The organism is [Clostridium] scindens, from assembly GCF_019597925.1.
Lineage (GTDB): Bacteria > Bacillota > Clostridia > Lachnospirales > Lachnospiraceae > Clostridium_AP.
In genome coordinates this window covers 1038046-1055009 of sequence record NZ_CP080442.1, presented here as the reverse complement: position 1 = coordinate 1055009, position 16964 = coordinate 1038046, and the positions used below count along the sequence as shown (strand labels likewise).

Genomic DNA, 16964 nt, shown 5'->3' with positions numbered 1-16964 from the left:
CAGACCTCCTGTCCCATCCGGCTTTACATATTCAATAACGCATAAAGCGCCTGCGCATAGATTTTCGCCGTCAATATCAGATCTTCTACGCCGATATACTCGTCCGGCTCGTGCGCCAGTTCCCGCTGTCCCGGAAATACAGGCCCGTATGCGACAAAATTATCTACCGCCCTGCAATAGGTACCTCCGCCAATCACGACTGGCGCTTCCGTTCTTCCCGTGGTTTCCTGATATACTTTCAGAAGTTCCTGCACCAGCGGCGCCTTTACCGGATAATAGATATGCTTTTTATCCTGTATGATCTCTATATCTACCCCGGAATCCTGGCAGGCCACCATCAAGGTCTTCTGGATGACTTCATCTGAAGCATGGATCGGATATCTGATTTCCACCGTGGCCTTTCCATCCTCGCTTCCAATTTTAAGAACTCCCAGAGACAGCGTGAGAATGCCGGATAATTGATCTTCGCATGCCACTCCCAGACGTTCTCCGCGATAGCCGTCGCCAAACAGGCCTGCAATCTTAGACGCGAATAGCATCTGCCCATTTTCACGAAGGGGAAGCGACAGCAAATACCGAAGCAGCGTATTAATCGCGTTGTCCCCATTCCACGGCTGTGAAGAATGTCCGCTCATTCCTTTTGCCTTTACTCTCCATCCACCGTCTTCTGGCTCGAATGATATCTTATCTTTGTCCGCAAAGGCGTCCCGGCATTGTTCCAATACCCCCTGCGCATCCTCGCCTCCGCGTACAAGCGCGGACGCAAACGCCGGCACTACATTTACCTTGGTTCCCCCGCCGACTTCCACCAGGATAAGCCCGTCATCGTCATTCGTATTCTCCCAGCGGTCTGTCACATAGAACCTAAGGATCCCTTTTTCCGCATGGATAACTGGAAATTCCCCATCCGGCGAAAATCCGCCCCAGGGAGCCGGCTCCTTTTCCAGATAATTCTTCAGGCATCTCATGAAACCACTTTCTTCGTCTGTTCCGATAATATGGCACACATGATTTTTTACCGGAAGCCCGCTTTCCTTTATCGCCTTCATCGCAAAAAGCGACGCGGCCATCGGCCCCTTATCGTCCAGAGAGCCTCTTCCATACAGCCTCCCATTTTCTATGGTTCCCTCAAAAGGCGGATATGTCCACCCCTCCCCGGGAGGGACAACGTCAATATGGGTCAGGATGCCGATCTGCTTCCCCTCATTGCCCCATTTGACCGTGCCTACATAGCCGTCATGGCTGCAGGTTTCAAATCCCATTTCTTCGGATATCTCAAGAACCTTTTCCAGCGCTTTTCCGATCGGCTCTCCAAATGGATATGTTTCGTTTCCTTCCTCGTATAGGCTCGGAAGGGCGACTAATTTTTTGGTGGTTTCCACAATCTCATCCCGATATTGCTCCACCAGTTCCTCTAATATTTTTTCCACGCATTAACCTCTTTTTATCTATCTGCCTAATCTGGCAGCATATTTTTTTAACTCTTCGTCTACGATCTCGCCATCCTGCGTAATCGCCACTCCGTCCAGATAAATGGATACTCTGAGGCAGGTAGCGTCTATATGGGACGGAGCCGGGATGCCATTTGGCGGCATCAGGAAGCTACCAATTGCCCCAAAGCCCCACTGGGAGCCTCCATAGATGCGCTCATCTTCTCCCAGCTGTCCCGTAAGTTTTGCATTCGGGTGGAATCCCACGCAAACGTGGGCCGGACGCAGCATCTGGGGATGCTGGAAGTCCCGCATATATTTTTCCCACTGCTCTGCGATTGCTCCGCCTTCCACATGATCGATCACGCCATTCTTCATATAGATCTTTACCGGCTGTTCCAATACGCCAAACTGCGGCACCAGAGAGCCGTCAATTGCAATCACTCCATTTACGGTATCCAGATCCGGGGTCCAGGAGATCATTCCTGCCAGCATGAAGGTTCCCGGCTCATCGGCATAGCCGTCTCTTGCATTGATCGGATAATCGGGATGATTGTCAAACTCGATATCCTCTCCTGCCGTACTGGTAAGCCTTACATGCTTTGCCGAGCGGATCTTATCCCTTACCGCGTGCAATAGATCCCGCAATGCCTCATGGTCTGTATTGGCAAACAGGCGGATGAAAACGTCTACGTGCATGCCCGGAAGGCACAGGAGGCGAAGCTTCTTATTCGTATGCGCAACTTCCTCATAGGTATCCGAATATAAGATGTACATCGTATTGTATTCAATCCAGCAGTCGGCTTCCATCAAGGCTGCCTTGATCGCCCCGGATGGCAGGAAGTCATCCACCTGCTTTCCCGGCCCCGGCGGCGTAGCCGTCCAGATCACCATCGGCTTGGCCCCGGCGGCATAGATTGCCCGCGCGGTGGCGTTTACCACCCGTTCATCGCTTCTGCTGTCCGCGGTAATCACAAAGTTTTCGCCTGGCTTTACTTTGAATAATTCTTTTACAATCACATCGGCTGCTTTTCCTAGTTCAAATTCGTATAAGAACTCTCCCATTTTTATGCTCCCTCCTATCTTAACGCTGTCAATTCACTTTCGAATGATTTCAATTCCTCGTCCACAAGATTCCCGCGAATCCACAATGGCTGATCGTCCAGATAGATATCTGTATTTAACGAAACCGCATCTGAATGCGACGGCGCGTAGACTCCGTCTGGAGGCAGCATTCCTGCGCCGATGCTTCCAAATCCCCACGTGGTGGAGCCCCACACGCGCTGATCCAGGAGAATGTCTCCGATCAGTTTCGCGCCGGGATGGAAGCCAATGCCGGCATGCGAGATGCGCAGCATCTGGGGATGTCCGAAGCTCTTAAGCCACATCTCATACCTTTTGGCCTCTTCTCCACCTGACATCGAGATAATGCAGCCATCTTTTACTTCTATTTTTACCGGACTCTCGATCAATCCAATATCCGGCGCTACCGATCCGTCCAGGCTGATCGTGCCATTTACGCTCTCCAGCATCGGAGTCCATCCGATCTGGCCTACGAACAGATGTGTTCCCGGCACGCTGGCATCGCCCAGTTTGCAGGAAACAGGGCGGTCCGGCACATTGACGAAGGTAATCTCATCTCCATCCTGGGAGACCATCCGCACGTTATGGGCCTCTTTGATCCTTTCACGCAGGATCTCGGAAAATCTTCTCATCGCCGGATAGTTGACTTTTCCGACACAGCGTATCAGTGTATCGGCGTTGGTTCCCGTAAGGCACATATGCCGTAGTTTTGGATTGGCCTTTTTGGCATTGTAAAATGGAGTAGAATACAGCAGCCATTTCACATTCAACTCCACCCAGACATCCGCTTTGGAGATCATACCGCTCAAGCCTTCTACCTGAATATCTGGATCTGCTGCCAGGCTGACCCCTCCTGGCGTGGGAATCAGGGCGACCAGTGGCTTTGCGCCCGCAGCGAAGGCTGCCCGCCCAATTACTTCAATTACCGACGCATCCACAGCCGTATCCGCCGTGATCACGAAGGTTTCTCCTTTTTGAGTCTTCAGCAGAACGTTTACCAGAACCTCTGCCGCTTTCTGCAAATCGCCGCTTATCATACGTCCGTCTCCCCCTCTTTCTTGATTGCCTGCGCCGTATACTTATGGCAGCAGACCATATGCTCCGGCGCTACTTCCACCATTACTGGCGCTGTTGTCTTGCATATTTCCATGCAGTCCTTGCATCTGGTGTGAAAGGTACATCCTTTTGGCGCATTCACCGGAGAGGGGATCTCTCCCTGGGACACGATCTGATCTGGCTTCATCGCCTCCTCTTCCTCCGTAACTACCGGAATGGAGGATAGCAGCATCTTCGTATACGGATGCAGCGGCGCCTGGAAGAACTCCGCTGTCGGCGCCAGCTCGCACAGCCTGCCCAGATACAGGATCGCCACACGGGATGCCACGTTGCGCATCAGGCTCAGATCATGCGTGATAAACAGGTAAGACAGTTCCAGCTTCTTCTGTAATTCTATCAATGTACTGATGACCTTTGCCTGGACTGAAACGTCCAGCGCTGAAGTCGGCTCATCCAGAATGATTAGTTCCGGGTTGGTCGCCAGCGCTCTGGCTACGGAAACCAGCTGCCTCTCGCCTCCGCCGATGTTTCTTGGCATCTTGTTCTTATAGTCTTTTGGAAGGCCCACCATTTCCAGCAATTCTTCGACGCGCTTCTCTTTCTCTTCTTTGCTCATCTTATCGTGGATATCCAGCGGCACTTCCATGCTCTTCTCAATCGTGCGCCGGGAATTCAGGGAAGATCCTGGATCCTGGAACACGATCTGTATATCGCCTTTTTGCTTCAGGGTTCTTCTATATCCCTTCTTTACAATATCCATATTGTCATAGATAACCTGGCCGGAGGTTGCTCCATACATCCCGACTACCGTATAGGCAATCGTACTTTTTCCGCATCCGGATTCTCCGACCAGCCCCAGCGTCTCTCCCTTATACATCTTCATGCTCACGCCGTCTACCGCTTTTACTGTCTTGCCATTGGCCAGAGGGAAATACTTCTTCAAATCTTTGATTTCCAATATTACTTCGCTCATGATCTCCCCTCCTCTGCTTGAAAGCATGCTACCCAGTGATCCCCGTCAACTTCATGGCGGACAGGCCTTTCGTTCTGGCACTTCTTTAGCGCATAAGGACAGCGGGGAGCGAATCTGCACCCCTTTGGCGGGTTGCTGTAGTCCGGAATCCTTCCGGGGATACCTTCAGCGATTCCGTTTCCTGTCAGTTTCGGGAGGCAGTTCATCAGCGCCTCTGTATACGGATGGATCGGATGCTCAAATACCTTTTTGGTGTCCCCGCCTTCTACCATCGTGCCTGCATACATAATATTGACTTCCGTCGTAACCTGGCGTATGACCCCAAGAGAATGCGTCACCATGATAACCGACAGTTCCCCGGAATCCACCAGCTGTTTGATCAGCCTAAGAATCTGATCCTGTATCGTCACGTCCAACGCGGTTCCCGGCTCGTCCGCAAGCAGCAGCTGGCGCTCCGCAGCCAAGGTCATGGCAATGCACACTCGCTGCCTCATTCCTCCGGATAGCTGGAACGGATAACTGTTCAGAATTCGCTCCGGGTCGGCAAGAGATACCGCTTCCAGCGATTTCCCTGCTTTTTCTAAGAGCTGCGCTTTCGTAAGTTTCTTATCCTTGTGGGCGTATTTCAAGGCCTCTAAAAACTGGTTCTTTATGGATATTACCGGATTCAGCGCGCTGGATGGATCCTGAAAGATCATGCCCGCGCCTTTTTGCCGGTATTCCTGCAGTTTGGCATTGGCCATCTTAAGCACGTCTTCGCCGCAGTATAATATCTCGCCCTTTTCTACATTCCCATTGGAAGGAAGAACATTCAGGATGGCGCGCATCGTCGTCGTCTTTCCGCAGCCGGACTCCCCGACGATCCCTACGCTCTTTCCTTTGCTGACGGCAAAGGAAACATCCTCTAATATGTGCGTCTTTACATTTGCGACTGTATAGGATACGGACAAATCTTTGACTTCTAATACTTTTGCCTTTTCTTCCATTATTTGCCCTCCACATTAAATATATTGCCTACGCCATCACCCAGCAGATTGAAGCCCAATACGATAATGATGATCGTCGCCGCCGGGAAGATCGCAAGCCACCACATATCCGGCAGGAATTTCACGCCGTCATTGATCATATTGCCAAGGGCCGGCGTGGGCGGCTGCTCTCCAAGACCTACAAAGCTAAGGGTTGCCCCCATACAGATGACGTAGCCCATATCCAGCGTCATCTTAGTCAGAATCTGGTCGAAGGTATTCGGCAGGAATTCTTTGAAGATAATATGGCTTAGCTTCGCGCCTGTCAGTTCCGCATATACAATATAATTCTCTGTTCGAAGCGAAGACGCGACTCCAAAGGACAGCCTCGCATACCACGGCCACCACATGATCGTGATCGCGATCATGGAATTGCGAAGATTCGGCTCCAATATCGCCGCAATCGCAAGCGCAAGTACCAGTGCCGGTACCGAAAGGAAAATATCCACGATCCGCATCAGCACCGTTTCGATCCAGGTATCCTTGTAATATCCGGCCAAAACGCCAACGACAAATCCCACCGGCACAGCGATCGACAGTACCAGAATCCCCATAAGCAGACTGCTTCGCAGGCTGATCAGCAATCTCGAAAATACATCTCGTCCCATGGTATCGGTTCCCATAATATGCTCCATGCTTGGAGCCAGAGAACTTTCCTCAAAGTTCACCACTGCGCCCACATCCTGCGGATATGGCGCGATCACTGGTGCAAAGATAGCAAGCACTATAATCAGCACTACAATCGCAAGCCCGATCACGGATACCCCGCCAGAAGAAAACTTGTACCAGTTTCTTATCATCGTTTCTTTTCGCTCTGCTTTCATTTACACCACCTCCTACCGCGTACGCTTCTGTCTCATTCTCGGATCCAGAATCATGGCCACGATATCTACCGCTATGCTTGTAAGCGCAAAAGCCAGGCCAATGATCAGAACCACCGCGCAGACCGCGTTCGTGTCCTTATTAAGTATCGCCGTCATTCCATAGCTGGATAGGCCGGGCCAGTTGAAGATCCGTTCCACCAGGAACGCATTGCCGAACATAGCTGCTATATCCATTCCTACCACCGTTACCGTAGGAATTACGGAAGGCTTCAGAAGAAACCGTCTGTTCACCACCGACTTTGGCACGCCCTGGGACGTTACCATCGTGATATAATCCTTATCTGCATTCTGCAGCATGCTGGATCTGGTAATCCTGGCCTCCTGCATCGTCTTCCCCAATGCCAATGAAAGGGCGGGGAACAGAAGATGGAGAAAGGCGTCCCATGCGGCTTTCGGCTGTCCGCCCAGCAGCGCGTCCAGCACATACAGCCCCGTGATATCCGGGATAGTAAAGGACGGGCTGAGCCGTCCTCCTATCGTAGGCAGCACAGGGATCCAGTAGCCGAACACCAGCAGGAAAATCACCGCAAACACGAAGGTGGGGGTGGCTACGAATATGTATCCTAAAAAGCGGCACAAGTAATCCTGCCATTTGTTCTTATGCTGCGCGCTGGTGACTCCCAGGTACAGCGCGACCAGAATGGACGGGAAGCCGGCCCAGAGCACCAGCTCGATCGTCGCCGGCGCAAAATCCTTGATATCCTGAATGACCGCCCGCTTTGTCACGGCGGACATTCCAAAATCGCCCCGGATGGCTCCGGATATCCAATATACGTATTGCATCGGAAGTGAATCATTTAAATGATTGATCTCCCTGTAATTTTCCAGTACTTCTTCCGAAACATTTGCCCCCAAAGCCAGCCTTGCCGGATCCCCTGGTACGATCCGCATCAGGATAAATATAATAATGGTCAATCCAAGCAGCACGACGATGGAACTTGCCAAACGTTTTAATATACTCTTTAGGAGTGACATCCCTGATCCTCCTCTCCTATTTTGACGTTCACTACTTCTTATCCGGATAGATCCTGATGTCAGGCATATAGTTGATATAGCCCATGACTGGCCTTAAATTCTCAGGATCCGCTGAATTGTATTCCACATAGTCGGACTGGTAAGCCAGCCGGAGCGTAACCTCAGCCATCGGGATCATCACGCATTTATCCGCCAGGTAGTCCTGGATCGCCTCATATTTTGCAACTCTTTCATCCGTATCAAGGGTTGTCAGGGCATCATCGATCATTTCGTCCAGCTTGCTGTCATTTATCCAGCAGCAATTCATCCATGTTCCCGCATTCTTAGAACTTAGTGCCGAATCAAATATTGCTCCTGCCTCTGAATAATCTCCCGCAAACCATGTCGTCGTCACATTCGGAGTCGTCTCCGCTGATGCCGACTTCTCTACTACGCTTGCCCATGGCGTCTTTACGACATTTACCTTTACTCCGATCTGGTCTGCCGCAGCCTGGATCAGAAGCGCTAATTTCTCACGGTCCGGAGTCTCGGCAACCCAGCACACCTCGATCGGATAATCCTGAATATTATCCGCATACTTGGATTTTGCGATCTCCTCTTTGGCTTTCTCAATATTAAAGCTATAGTCCGTCATCTTCTTATGTCCCAGAAGATTCTTGGAAATAATACTATCGGCCTTCTTAGAATTCGGATATACCTGATTGCATACCACATCGTAGTCCAGCATATATGCCAATGCTTTTCTGATATGCTCGTCATCCGTCGGCGCCTTGGAATTGTTAAGAAGAAGATAGATGATATCTCCGCTTGTGGTCTCCATGATGTCAATGCCTTTCATCTTATCCAGCGCTTCGATGGTCTCAGAGGTCTGATATTCATCCGACAGTTCCAGCTCGTCTCGTTCCATCATGGTCTTGACGGTTACTGCCTCATTGGAGCCGATTGCCTTGAATCCTTTCGGCGCGTTCTTATCTAGTCCTGCCCAGTAGTCTGTATACTGCTCGCACAGTACATGGGAATTTGCCGCGTATTCTTTTACCTTATACGGTCCGCATCCGGCATCGTTCTCCAGAAGAAACGCTTTTCCATAATCGCCTTTGTCCCCAAAATCTCCGGATGCATAGTTTTCTGCCACCAGCTTGCTGTCTAGTATGTAAAGCCTGACCAGGGATGCAAGAAGCGTTCCCGTAGGCCTTGTACAGACAAACTCTACCGTCGTATCATCAATGACATTGACCGCCTCGATCGTGGAACTGAATAAGTATCCAAATCCCTCTCCCATATCCAGAAGGCGCTGCATGGTATACGCCACGTCATTCGCTGTTAGCGGATTGCCGCTGTGGAATGTCACATCATCCCTCAATTTGAATGTCCAGGTCTTGCCATCTTCGGATACGGACCACTCTTTTGCAATCCAAGGCTCGATATTGCCGTCTTTTTGAGGCATTACCAATGGATCATATACATTGATCAGCACGGTTGCGGCTCCTAGATCTGATCCGACGCCAGGGTCGATCTGAGGCGTGGATGTCAAAGTATATCTGACAACCCCCTCTCCGTCGTCCGAACCCTTGCCCGCGGATGATCCTCCTGATGCGCTTCCAGAATCAGATGATGACCCGCCACATCCGGTCAATAGCATAAGTCCCATGGTTACACACAAAATACCTGCCCAAAATCGTTTCATACATTCTCCTCCTTTATAGTATGTTGTTTGAATCGCCGGAAGTAGTCGCACTATTCGTGTTGTTCTTCCGTTTTTTAGAAGTGCTTTCCGATTATTCTAACTTATGCTTGATTATATCATCTTTTGCCATTACAATAAAATTACAATTCGTAATTCAACTATTACTCAGAATAATATTGGAGGAGTCCTATGCTTGACACACGATTTTTTACATTTCTTGTCCTATGCCAGACAAAGAGTTTTACAAAGACCGCCGAAGAACTGCACATTACACAGCCCGCGGTATCCCACCATATCAAGTACTTGGAAGAATACTACAATGTAAAACTCTATACTTATGTGGGCAAAAAGTTCCATCTGACCACCTCCGGCGAGGTATTGTATCAGTTCGTCAGTTCTTTCTATACCGATTCGGAACGGATCAAAGAACAGCTGCGGCAATCCAATTCCGCTTCCGCCATGCTGCGCCTGGGGGCAGAGCAGTCTGCCGGAGAATCTTTTCTGCCTTATTTGATTATTTCATATTTGGAAAAAAATCCTGATTGCAGGATGAGAATTGTAACAGATAACTATAATACGCTTTCGCAGATGCTCAACGATGGAGAATTGGACTTCTTTCTTATGGATGGCATCGTATCAAAAACGGAACATGATTATTACGAATTATACCATTCCAGCGTGGTCTGCGTATGCTCGTCCATGCATCCGCTGGCAGGAAAAACCGTCCCCATAGAGGAAGTCTATAATAACACCCTGATCCTGGGCGCAGATAAGACTCCCTCCAGGAAACGGCTGGAATCCATCTTCCGGGATAATCATATATCCACCATCCATTTTCATAACCATATCGAGATCAACAACAGCCTTCCGCTGGTCAAGCAATTGCTGCTGCACAATATCGGCATCTCTTTTTTATACAAGAGCGCTGTCGCCTCCGAACTGCGGGAGGGCATCCTGCAGCAGATCTTTATTGAGAATTATTATGAATTTCATGCCTATAATCTGGTATCGCTGCACAACAGTTATTTTCACGCCAACCAGATTGAGTTCATCAAATTCTGCCAGGACTTCCTTCGGCAGTGGGATTCTGACCTGTAATCTTTTGTGCCATTGCCCGCCCCATTCCACGGGCATTTTCACAGTCTATTGGAAAATGCTCTTGCCTGCGCTGTAGTTTCTTTTCTTCGGAAAACCGTTGTGCCATATATCGCTTGTAGTCATCAAACTGGCAAGTATCATAGCAGTACAGAACCGCCGGAGGTGAAAAAACGACTCCGGCGTATTCTTCCATCGGCGACAGTTTTATTTGATAATTCATTTGTTGTGCTTTCTCTTCTGTGGCATTCATCGTATATACAAATGCGACCGGCATCTGCTTAGGAGCAATCGAATAATATTCCTTTCCATACGCCAGGTATGGATAGAGCAGCCTTTCCAGAAAAGCCTGCAGCTGGCCTGTCAGACTATGAAAATATACCGGAGACCCTATGATAAGCCCATCTGCCTGCGAGAGTTCCGGCAGAAGCGAAGAGATCGCATCCTTTTTGGCGCACCGCCCATAATACTTGCCTCCCTTTCGCTTGCAGGCATAGCAGCTGACACAGCCTGTGTAGGAATAATCATATACATGAATTATCTTCGTATCCGCATCCGGGATTACATCTTTAACTCCTTGTAAAGCCTTATCCAGCAAAACTGCCGTATTTCCTCTTTTTCTCGGGCTTCCATTGATCGCATAAAATGTCATACTATTTTCACCTGCTCTTTCCTGGATTCTTTGATATCATGGGCGCTTTTTGCTTGTCCTTATTATAAGGCCGCCTTATCGCAGTTGCAATATCTAATGACCGCCTTATTGATTGCAACCATGAGGCAAAGGCGGTATAATCAGGATAATAGCAAGGAAGGGAGAAACTTATGATCACTACCGTCAGCCGCACTCTCGCCCAGCAGATCGTGAATACCGTGCAGGATATCTGCGGGCATGACATTAATTTCATCAACCGGAAGGGAATAATATTTGCCAGCACGAACGAGGAACGAATCGGCACATTCCATGAGATCGGAAAAAAGGCCGCAGATACCATGACAGCCATCGAAGTGGCTGAGGAAGACAATTATGAAGGCACCAGCAAAGGCGTGAATATCCCCATCTCCCATGACGGCGCCTTCATTGCCGTCATCGGAATCAGCGGAGAGCCCGAGTCCGTACGCAAATACGCTTATCTGGCGGAGCGGATCACCCGCCTGCTGATACGGGAACAGGAAGTCAATGCTGCTGCACGCACGCTGACGGAAAAGAAATCTTATCTGATCCAGATGCTTCTATCTGAAAATCCGGCGGAACTTGGGACCGAAGAACTGTCCCGCATAGAAGAACTGCTCGCAGAACTTCGCATAGACAGGACCGTTAAGAAACGGGTTCTGCTCTACCGCCTCCATCCCGCTGCCAATGCTACCGTGCCATCCTCTGCCGAGATGAAGCTTTGCCAGATGTTCGACCGGCTTAAAATATCCCTTTATTGCTTCCAATATCCCAATGAATACGTCGGCATCCTGGACGAGCCGGTCTTCGAACAGAATCAGGCGCAGCTTAAGGGCTTCGCAGATTCCAACACAGATATATTATCTGCCGGCGTCGGCTGCGCGGACCATCTGCTTCATCTGGCACATTCCTACTCCACAGCACAGATCGCCCTAAAAAGCGCATCATCAGATAAGCCTTTCGTCCTGTTTGATGACATGGATCTGGAGATTCTGCTTGCCTCCTTAAGTACCAGGAGCAAGGAAGCATTTCTGGCTAAAACGCTGTCCCTTCTCTCGGAAGAGGAGAAGGAACTGCTTCGTGTCTATTTTGAGGAAGGGCGGTCCCTGTTACGGACAAGCGAGAAGTTATTTCTCCACAAAAATACGCTGCAGTATAAACTTGACCGCATCCACCGGATCAGCGGATTGAATCCCCGGGACTTTAAGGATTCTGTTCTTTTGTATCTGGCCGTATTGCTAAAGTATACGATACCTGAGTAAATATTCGCGAAATATTGTACTCCGTAACATATTTCCTAACTAATTCGTCTCATTTTTGTCTCGGGGAACATTTTCCATTTGACTCTGATGTGCTATACTCGCCTTAACAAAGTATCGAAATGGATAACAGACACAGGAGGTTCAAAGAAATGAAAGTTGTTGTAGCAATCGATTCCTTAAAAGGAAGCCTGACTTCCATGGAAGCCGGTATTGCAGTCAAGGAGGGAATCCTTGCCGCCAGGCCGGATGCAGAAGTCATTGTAAAGCCCCTGGCTGACGGCGGAGAGGGCACCACGGATGCCTTGATCGAAGGAATGAAAGGCGAGCGCGTCGATCTTACGGTCACCGGGCCTATGGGAACAAAGGTCCAAGCATATTACGGATACTTGGAAGAAACGAAGACCGCCATCATCGAGATGGCTTCTGCCGCCGGAATCACGCTTGTTCCCACGGACAGGCAGGATCCCCTGGCTGCCACCACCTACGGCGTAGGCGAGATGATCAACGATGCCATCAAAAAAGGCTGCCGGAACTTTATAATCGGAATCGGCGGAAGCGTCACCAATGACGGCGGCATCGGCATGCTAAAGGCGCTTGGATTCGTATTTCTCGACAGTCAGGGAAATGATGTGGGAGAAGGCGCGCAGGCGCTCTCCAAAGTTGCCGCCATCAGCAGTACCAGAACAAATCCAAGACTTGCCGAATGCAATTTCCAAGTGGCCTGCGATGTAACAAACCCGCTCTGCGGCAAAAACGGCGCTACCTACATCTATGGGCCGCAAAAGGGCGTGACCGATGCGCAGAAAGAACCACTGGACCAGGCAATGGCGCACTATGCGCAGATAACCGCCGATACCTTCGGCTGCAGTTACGCAGAAACAGAAGGCGCGGGAGCAGCCGGCGGCCTTGGCTTTGCCTTCCTAAGTTTCCTGAATGCAAGACTTACCCCGGGAATCGACCTGATTCTGGACGCCGTGGGGCTGGAAGAAGAGTTAAAAGACGCGGATGTGGCCGTCACCGGAGAGGGCCGTCTGGATCATCAGACCGCCATGGGAAAGGCTCCTGTCGGAGTTGCCCGGCTGGCCAAAAAGTATAACGCGAAAGTCCTTGCCTTTGCCGGAAGCGTAACCAAGGACGCTGCCGCCTGCAACCAGGCCGGTATTGACGCGTTCTTCCCCATCATCCGGGGCGTTACCACGCTTGAGGAAGCCATGAAGCCGGAGAATGCCCGGGAGAATATGCGCGCTTCCGTAGAACAGGTCTTTCGGCTTCTGTAGCTGAAAGACCAAAAAATTTGAAGATTATTTCCAGATAATATCCGCCTTTTTTCTGGGCGCGGTCCTTTTATACGATACAGCGGGATAGCCCAGGAGCATGCAGCAGGAAACTCTCTTCTCCCCTATTCCAAGCCATTCCCGCAGCGCCTGACTGCATCCTATCACCCGCATCATATAGCCGCTATACAGCGCTCCCAGGCCTTCTGCTACAGCCATGTTCTCTATATTGGCTGCCGCCAGTCCTCCATCCAGAGGATTGTCGGAAGCGATGACAAGAAACGCAGGCGTATTAAAGAAAAAGGTATCGTCCTTGGGATTTTTCTTCCATTTTAGGTAAAAGAATTCGAATGCCCTGGCGTAATCCGGGGCGCTTTTCTTAAGTTCCTCCAAGATGGACGGCATTTCCTTCCAGACGAGATCCTTGAACTCTTCCAATTGCTCCTGGATAAATACGTATGTACACGCCTGCCGGTTCTTGGCGGTGGCAGTATAGCGGCCTGCCTGAAGAATTCTTTCCGCCTTCTCGCGCTCAATCTTAACCGGCTTGAAATTGCGGATGCTTCTGCGGAACTTTACTGCATGAAGATAATGTTCCGCCTTCAGCGTAAAGGCATCTTTGTCATATGCTTCTACCTCCTCCATATCGTACTCCGGGATAGAGACTGCCTCCGACGGGCATATGGCGACGCAGTGACCGCAGTGCAGGCAGTCTTTATACACCTCCGCCTTTTCTTCCGTCATCCTGATTGCCGATGCCGGACAGTCCTTTATACATGCGCCACAGCCAATGCACTTTTCTTTTTCTATTCTGATCATTAGTAATCCACCTCCTGTTATGCTTGACTATATCTTAGCACAAAAGACGCTCAATGATACTGTTTTTTTGCGTCCGCTGATAGATAGCCGCCGGAACGGTCATGCACAGGATAAGGATTCCGGCAAACAAAAGGAGATTGCATGGCCACGGCATAGAATAGTCAATCCTGTAGATATTCATCCCCTCAAATACGGCATAACTTAAAGGCAGCCCCAGGATAACGGATATAATGATCGATACCACTGCATATCCAGTTCCTTCCAGGACCAGCATCTTCCTGATCTGCTTCGAGGTCATTCCAATGCTTTCTAACGTGGCAAATTCCCTGGAACGGTTCTGCACGCTGGCAGCCATCATATTAAAGTAGTTAAGCGCGGCCAGCAGCGCCATGATGGCCGCAACGCTGTTTCCCAATACCTTCACCTGCGTCTCTGTTCTTTTCATCTCCGCATAACGTTCCAGTTTTGAGTCATAAGTAATCTGCGTCTCACCTTCGAATACTTTTTTTACTTCTTTCTCCGTTTTCCCGGTAAATGGCTCGTCATAGGTTACCTGAATCAGCTCGCAGAATGGCTCTCCCATGAGGGTATTCATATACTCCTGGCTGACCATCATGACCGGATTATAGCCTCCGGCAAAATAAGCAGGAGATTCTTGACTGATCGCCGCGATCCGCACTTCCTCCTCCTGGCTTGGCCGTAGGCCGTCCGGGAGAGTGAATCCAACCGTCTTTCCGATTACATCGCCCATATCAACCTGCAGAAAGTCATCCAAAACCGTAATCTTTCCTTCCCGGAACGCCTCTTCATCCAGCACATTTCCCAGTTCCTTGTTTATTCTTCGAAATTCCGCCTGGCTAATCCCTACAAGCCGCGTTGTAAACCGGCTGCCCGCAGGATCATTTTGGTAGGCTTCCATATCTTCTTCGTAATCGCCTCCCGGCGTGTACCTGGATTGGTACAGTTCTTTATAAAATTCCCCATATACCTCCTCCTGATATGGGACAGCTGCTTCTGTGGATGTCACGCTTTCTACGCTCTTAACCCCGCTTATCTTCCGGATTGCCTGGATCTTTTCTTCTGTGAGCAAGGGCTTTTGGTCATCCAAGGTAGTCTCATTCTTGAACCGTATGTCATAATTGTAAGTCGCATTCAAGATAGATTTGGCATCATTCTCCCTTACCACGACATTCATAATGAGAAAGACGGTCACTGCCACGATGAAAGAAGCGTAGATGACCACCGCCTGCTTCTTGTCACGGGTAATATTCCGGACAGCCATAGCGCCTATCCCCGCGTCCCTTTCTCCTCCCCTTCTTCTCTTTCCTGATTCCGGAATATAGCGCATGGCCTCCACCGGCGAGCAATCTCCCGCGATCTTTGCAGGCTTCCTGCTGCCTGCCAGGTTCGTAAGGAACGCAAAGGCTGCAGCCAGTAGATAGATCCATGGCTTGATAATGGTAATTTCCGCCGCATTCAAAGTAGGATTCACAATTTGCAGGATCTGCGGTATCACGCCTCTCGAAACGACCAGGCTAAGCAGCAGTCCCAGCGGAATCCCTATAGCACAGTTCCATACGACCTCCTTTGCGATCATCCGCTTCATCTGCCCGGATGTCATGCCAATGGTCTTTAACTGCCCATAGTATCGGATATCCTTTGAGATTGATATATACAGCATATTATAAATAAAAAGATAGCCGCTGAGCAGGATCATCGCCAGCATCCCCAGCAGGATAGCCGCTGTCTTCAGAAAGTTGGAAATCGTGTCATAGTCAGCGATCAAGGACTGCATCCTTCCTAGGGAGATGGCATTCTGCATATCTACAATGTCTTTCTTGGAATACAAGGGACTTTTCAAGGTTATCAGCAATTTTCCCTGGGTCAGGTCTGTCTGGCTCGCCCCGGATCTATCATAGAATTCCCGGGATACGAATCCTCTCGCTTTTCCAGAATAATCCCGGAACCAGCCGGAAAGCACGAATTGCCCGTATTGCGATTCTTGCGTCTCATTCTCCTGTGACAGTTTAAAGTATTCCAGCGGAAGCGCCATGCCCTGCTTTGGATCCTTAATTCCCATGGCGCTTAAAGCGTCGGACGACAGCATGATCTCATTGTCTTTCTGAGGATAGGTTCCTTCCTTTGCCTCAAGGGCGGGGATGCATTGTTCCTTCCACGCAGTCTGATCCAGCCAGTACATCTGGATCTTCTCCAGTTCCTTATCCTGGTACTTTTCTACGATTGCACATTTGACCGATATTCCTGCCGTCTTTACCTTATCCATGGCTCGAATTGCCTGAACCTGTGATTCCTTGGGCTCGGTCAGTTCAATGTCGTAATCCATCCCGTTCATGCGCATCTGGCGAAGGGATATGGTATTCCAGTAACTCATGCCGACAGCGAATACCACGCCGATCAAAAATGTGGTAAGTATGATGGCAAATACCGTGAGCACATTCCTCTTCTTATTTGCCTTATAGGTTGTGGCGGCAATCTGCGATATCACCTTTTTATTATTGATCTTCGTCATAAGCCTTGCCACCTCCACGGATCTTCCCATCTTCCATCCGGATGATTCTGCCCGCCATCTGGGCAATCTCATGATTGTGAGTAATCATTACCACCGTCTGCCCGAAACGTTCGCTGGAAGTCTTGATCAGTCCCAGCACATCCTGGCTGGTCCTGCTGTCCAGATTGCCGGTAGGCTCATCGGTAAACTGTACCCCTATCC

The 16964-nt window shown here is 49.8% G+C and carries 14 protein-coding genes and 1 pseudogene; 3 read left to right on the top strand and 12 right to left on the bottom strand.

The genetic code is table 11. The features are described 5' to 3' along the window. Positions 1 to 23: 23 nt before the first annotated feature. Genes pepV through K0036_RS04975 form a run of 8 tightly spaced genes read right to left on the bottom strand, consistent with a single transcriptional unit; the run spans position 24 to position 9113 of the window. Positions 24 to 1430: a dipeptidase PepV gene (gene pepV / locus K0036_RS05010; protein WP_220430875.1), complete on the bottom strand. Its 1407-nt coding sequence runs from the start codon at positions 1428 to 1430 to the stop codon at positions 24 to 26. Positions 1431 to 1448: 18 nt separating this feature from the next. Next, positions 1449 to 2495, bottom strand: a complete 1047-nt coding sequence (locus K0036_RS05005) for an aminopeptidase (protein WP_220430874.1) — start codon at positions 2493 to 2495, stop codon at positions 1449 to 1451. Between the two features lie 14 nt (positions 2496 to 2509). Continuing rightward, entirely contained in the window at positions 2510 to 3550 is a 1041-nt protein-coding gene (locus K0036_RS05000; RefSeq protein ID WP_220430873.1) for an aminopeptidase, read from the bottom strand. Continuing rightward, positions 3547 to 4542, bottom strand: coding sequence for an oligopeptide/dipeptide ABC transporter ATP-binding protein (locus K0036_RS04995; protein WP_025644902.1), 996 nt, complete (start codon positions 4540 to 4542; stop codon positions 3547 to 3549). The genes K0036_RS05000 and K0036_RS04995 overlap by 4 nt, the downstream gene beginning before the upstream one ends. Next, positions 4539 to 5528 (bottom strand): ABC transporter ATP-binding protein, encoded by a 990-nt coding sequence (locus K0036_RS04990; protein WP_220430872.1) that lies wholly within the window; start codon positions 5526 to 5528, stop codon positions 4539 to 4541. Before K0036_RS04990 ends, K0036_RS04995 begins: the two co-directional genes overlap by 4 nt. Further along, positions 5528 to 6391: an ABC transporter permease gene (locus K0036_RS04985; RefSeq protein ID WP_025644905.1), complete on the bottom strand. Its 864-nt coding sequence runs from the start codon at positions 6389 to 6391 to the stop codon at positions 5528 to 5530. Before K0036_RS04985 ends, K0036_RS04990 begins: the two co-directional genes overlap by 1 nt. 12 nt (positions 6392 to 6403) lie before the next feature. Further along, a complete protein-coding gene (locus K0036_RS04980; RefSeq protein WP_025644907.1) occupies positions 6404 to 7426 on the bottom strand; it encodes an ABC transporter permease in 1023 nt (340 codons plus the stop codon). 31 nt (positions 7427 to 7457) lie between these two features. Then, positions 7458 to 9113 carry an ABC transporter substrate-binding protein gene (locus tag K0036_RS04975; protein WP_173693750.1) on the bottom strand — a complete coding sequence of 552 codons (1656 nt, stop codon included), beginning with the start codon at positions 9111 to 9113 and terminating at the stop codon, positions 7458 to 7460. 189 nt (positions 9114 to 9302) lie between these two features. On the opposite strand from K0036_RS04975, the gene K0036_RS04970 reads away from it, so the two are divergent. Further along, the gene (locus K0036_RS04970) at positions 9303 to 10211 is read left to right on the top strand and encodes a LysR family transcriptional regulator (protein ID WP_025644910.1); all 909 of its coding nucleotides are present in this window, start codon (positions 9303 to 9305) and stop codon (positions 10209 to 10211) included. Here the strand turns inward: K0036_RS04970 and K0036_RS04965 are convergent. Beyond that, positions 10165 to 10860, bottom strand: coding sequence for a flavodoxin family protein (locus K0036_RS04965; RefSeq protein ID WP_220430871.1), 696 nt, complete (start codon positions 10858 to 10860; stop codon positions 10165 to 10167). The two genes, K0036_RS04970 and K0036_RS04965, sit on opposite strands and share 47 nt — an antisense overlap. 170 nt (positions 10861 to 11030) lie before the next feature. Here K0036_RS04965 and K0036_RS04960 point away from each other — a divergent pair, with 170 nt between their 5' ends. Further along, on the top strand, positions 11031 to 12140 hold the full coding sequence (locus K0036_RS04960) for a CdaR family transcriptional regulator (RefSeq protein ID WP_220430870.1): 1110 nt from the start codon (positions 11031 to 11033) through the stop codon (positions 12138 to 12140). Between the two features lie 149 nt (positions 12141 to 12289). Further along, complete coding sequence (locus tag K0036_RS04955; RefSeq protein ID WP_173693747.1) at positions 12290 to 13417, top strand: glycerate kinase; 1128 nt, start codon at positions 12290 to 12292, stop codon at positions 13415 to 13417. A 24-nt stretch (positions 13418 to 13441) separates the two neighbouring features. Here K0036_RS04955 and K0036_RS04950 read toward each other — a convergent pair whose 3' ends face one another. From K0036_RS04950 to K0036_RS04940, 3 genes and pseudogenes are all read right to left on the bottom strand, one after another. Continuing rightward, on the bottom strand, positions 13442 to 14233 hold the full coding sequence (locus K0036_RS04950) for a nitroreductase family protein (protein WP_025644915.1): 792 nt from the start codon (positions 14231 to 14233) through the stop codon (positions 13442 to 13444). Positions 14234 to 14267: 34 nt separating this feature from the next. Further along, positions 14268 to 16763: an ABC transporter permease gene (locus K0036_RS04945; protein WP_220430869.1), complete on the bottom strand. Its 2496-nt coding sequence runs from the start codon at positions 16761 to 16763 to the stop codon at positions 14268 to 14270. Continuing rightward, positions 16747 to 16944, bottom strand: a pseudogene (locus K0036_RS04940) (ABC transporter ATP-binding protein); the annotation flags it as partial. The pseudogene K0036_RS04940 and the gene K0036_RS04945, both read right to left, overlap by 17 nt. Between the last annotated feature and the right edge of the window lie 20 nt (positions 16945 to 16964).

Excerpts from the sequence above, each read along its gene's own strand:
- K0036_RS05005 (WP_220430874.1), bottom strand. The coding sequence starts at position 2,495 with ATGGGAGAGTTCTTATACGAATTTGAACTAGGAAAAGCAGCCGATGTG.
- K0036_RS05000 (WP_220430873.1), bottom strand. The coding sequence starts at position 3,550 with ATGATAAGCGGCGATTTGCAGAAAGCGGCAGAGGTTCTGGTAAACGTT.
- K0036_RS04995 (WP_025644902.1), bottom strand. The coding sequence starts at position 4,542 with ATGAGCGAAGTAATATTGGAAATCAAAGATTTGAAGAAGTATTTCCCT.
- K0036_RS04990 (WP_220430872.1), bottom strand. The coding sequence starts at position 5,528 with ATGGAAGAAAAGGCAAAAGTATTAGAAGTCAAAGATTTGTCCGTATCC.
- K0036_RS04985 (WP_025644905.1), bottom strand. The coding sequence starts at position 6,391 with ATGAAAGCAGAGCGAAAAGAAACGATGATAAGAAACTGGTACAAGTTT.
- K0036_RS04980 (WP_025644907.1), bottom strand. The coding sequence starts at position 7,426 with ATGTCACTCCTAAAGAGTATATTAAAACGTTTGGCAAGTTCCATCGTC.
- K0036_RS04975 (WP_173693750.1), bottom strand. The coding sequence starts at position 9,113 with ATGAAACGATTTTGGGCAGGTATTTTGTGTGTAACCATGGGACTTATG.
- K0036_RS04970 (WP_025644910.1), top strand. The coding sequence starts at position 9,303 with ATGCTTGACACACGATTTTTTACATTTCTTGTCCTATGCCAGACAAAG.
- K0036_RS04965 (WP_220430871.1), bottom strand. The coding sequence starts at position 10,860 with ATGACATTTTATGCGATCAATGGAAGCCCGAGAAAAAGAGGAAATACG.
- K0036_RS04960 (WP_220430870.1), top strand. The coding sequence starts at position 11,031 with ATGATCACTACCGTCAGCCGCACTCTCGCCCAGCAGATCGTGAATACC.
- K0036_RS04955 (WP_173693747.1), top strand. The coding sequence starts at position 12,290 with ATGAAAGTTGTTGTAGCAATCGATTCCTTAAAAGGAAGCCTGACTTCC.
- K0036_RS04950 (WP_025644915.1), bottom strand. The coding sequence starts at position 14,233 with ATGATCAGAATAGAAAAAGAAAAGTGCATTGGCTGTGGCGCATGTATA.
- K0036_RS04945 (WP_220430869.1), bottom strand. The coding sequence starts at position 16,763 with ATGACGAAGATCAATAATAAAAAGGTGATATCGCAGATTGCCGCCACA.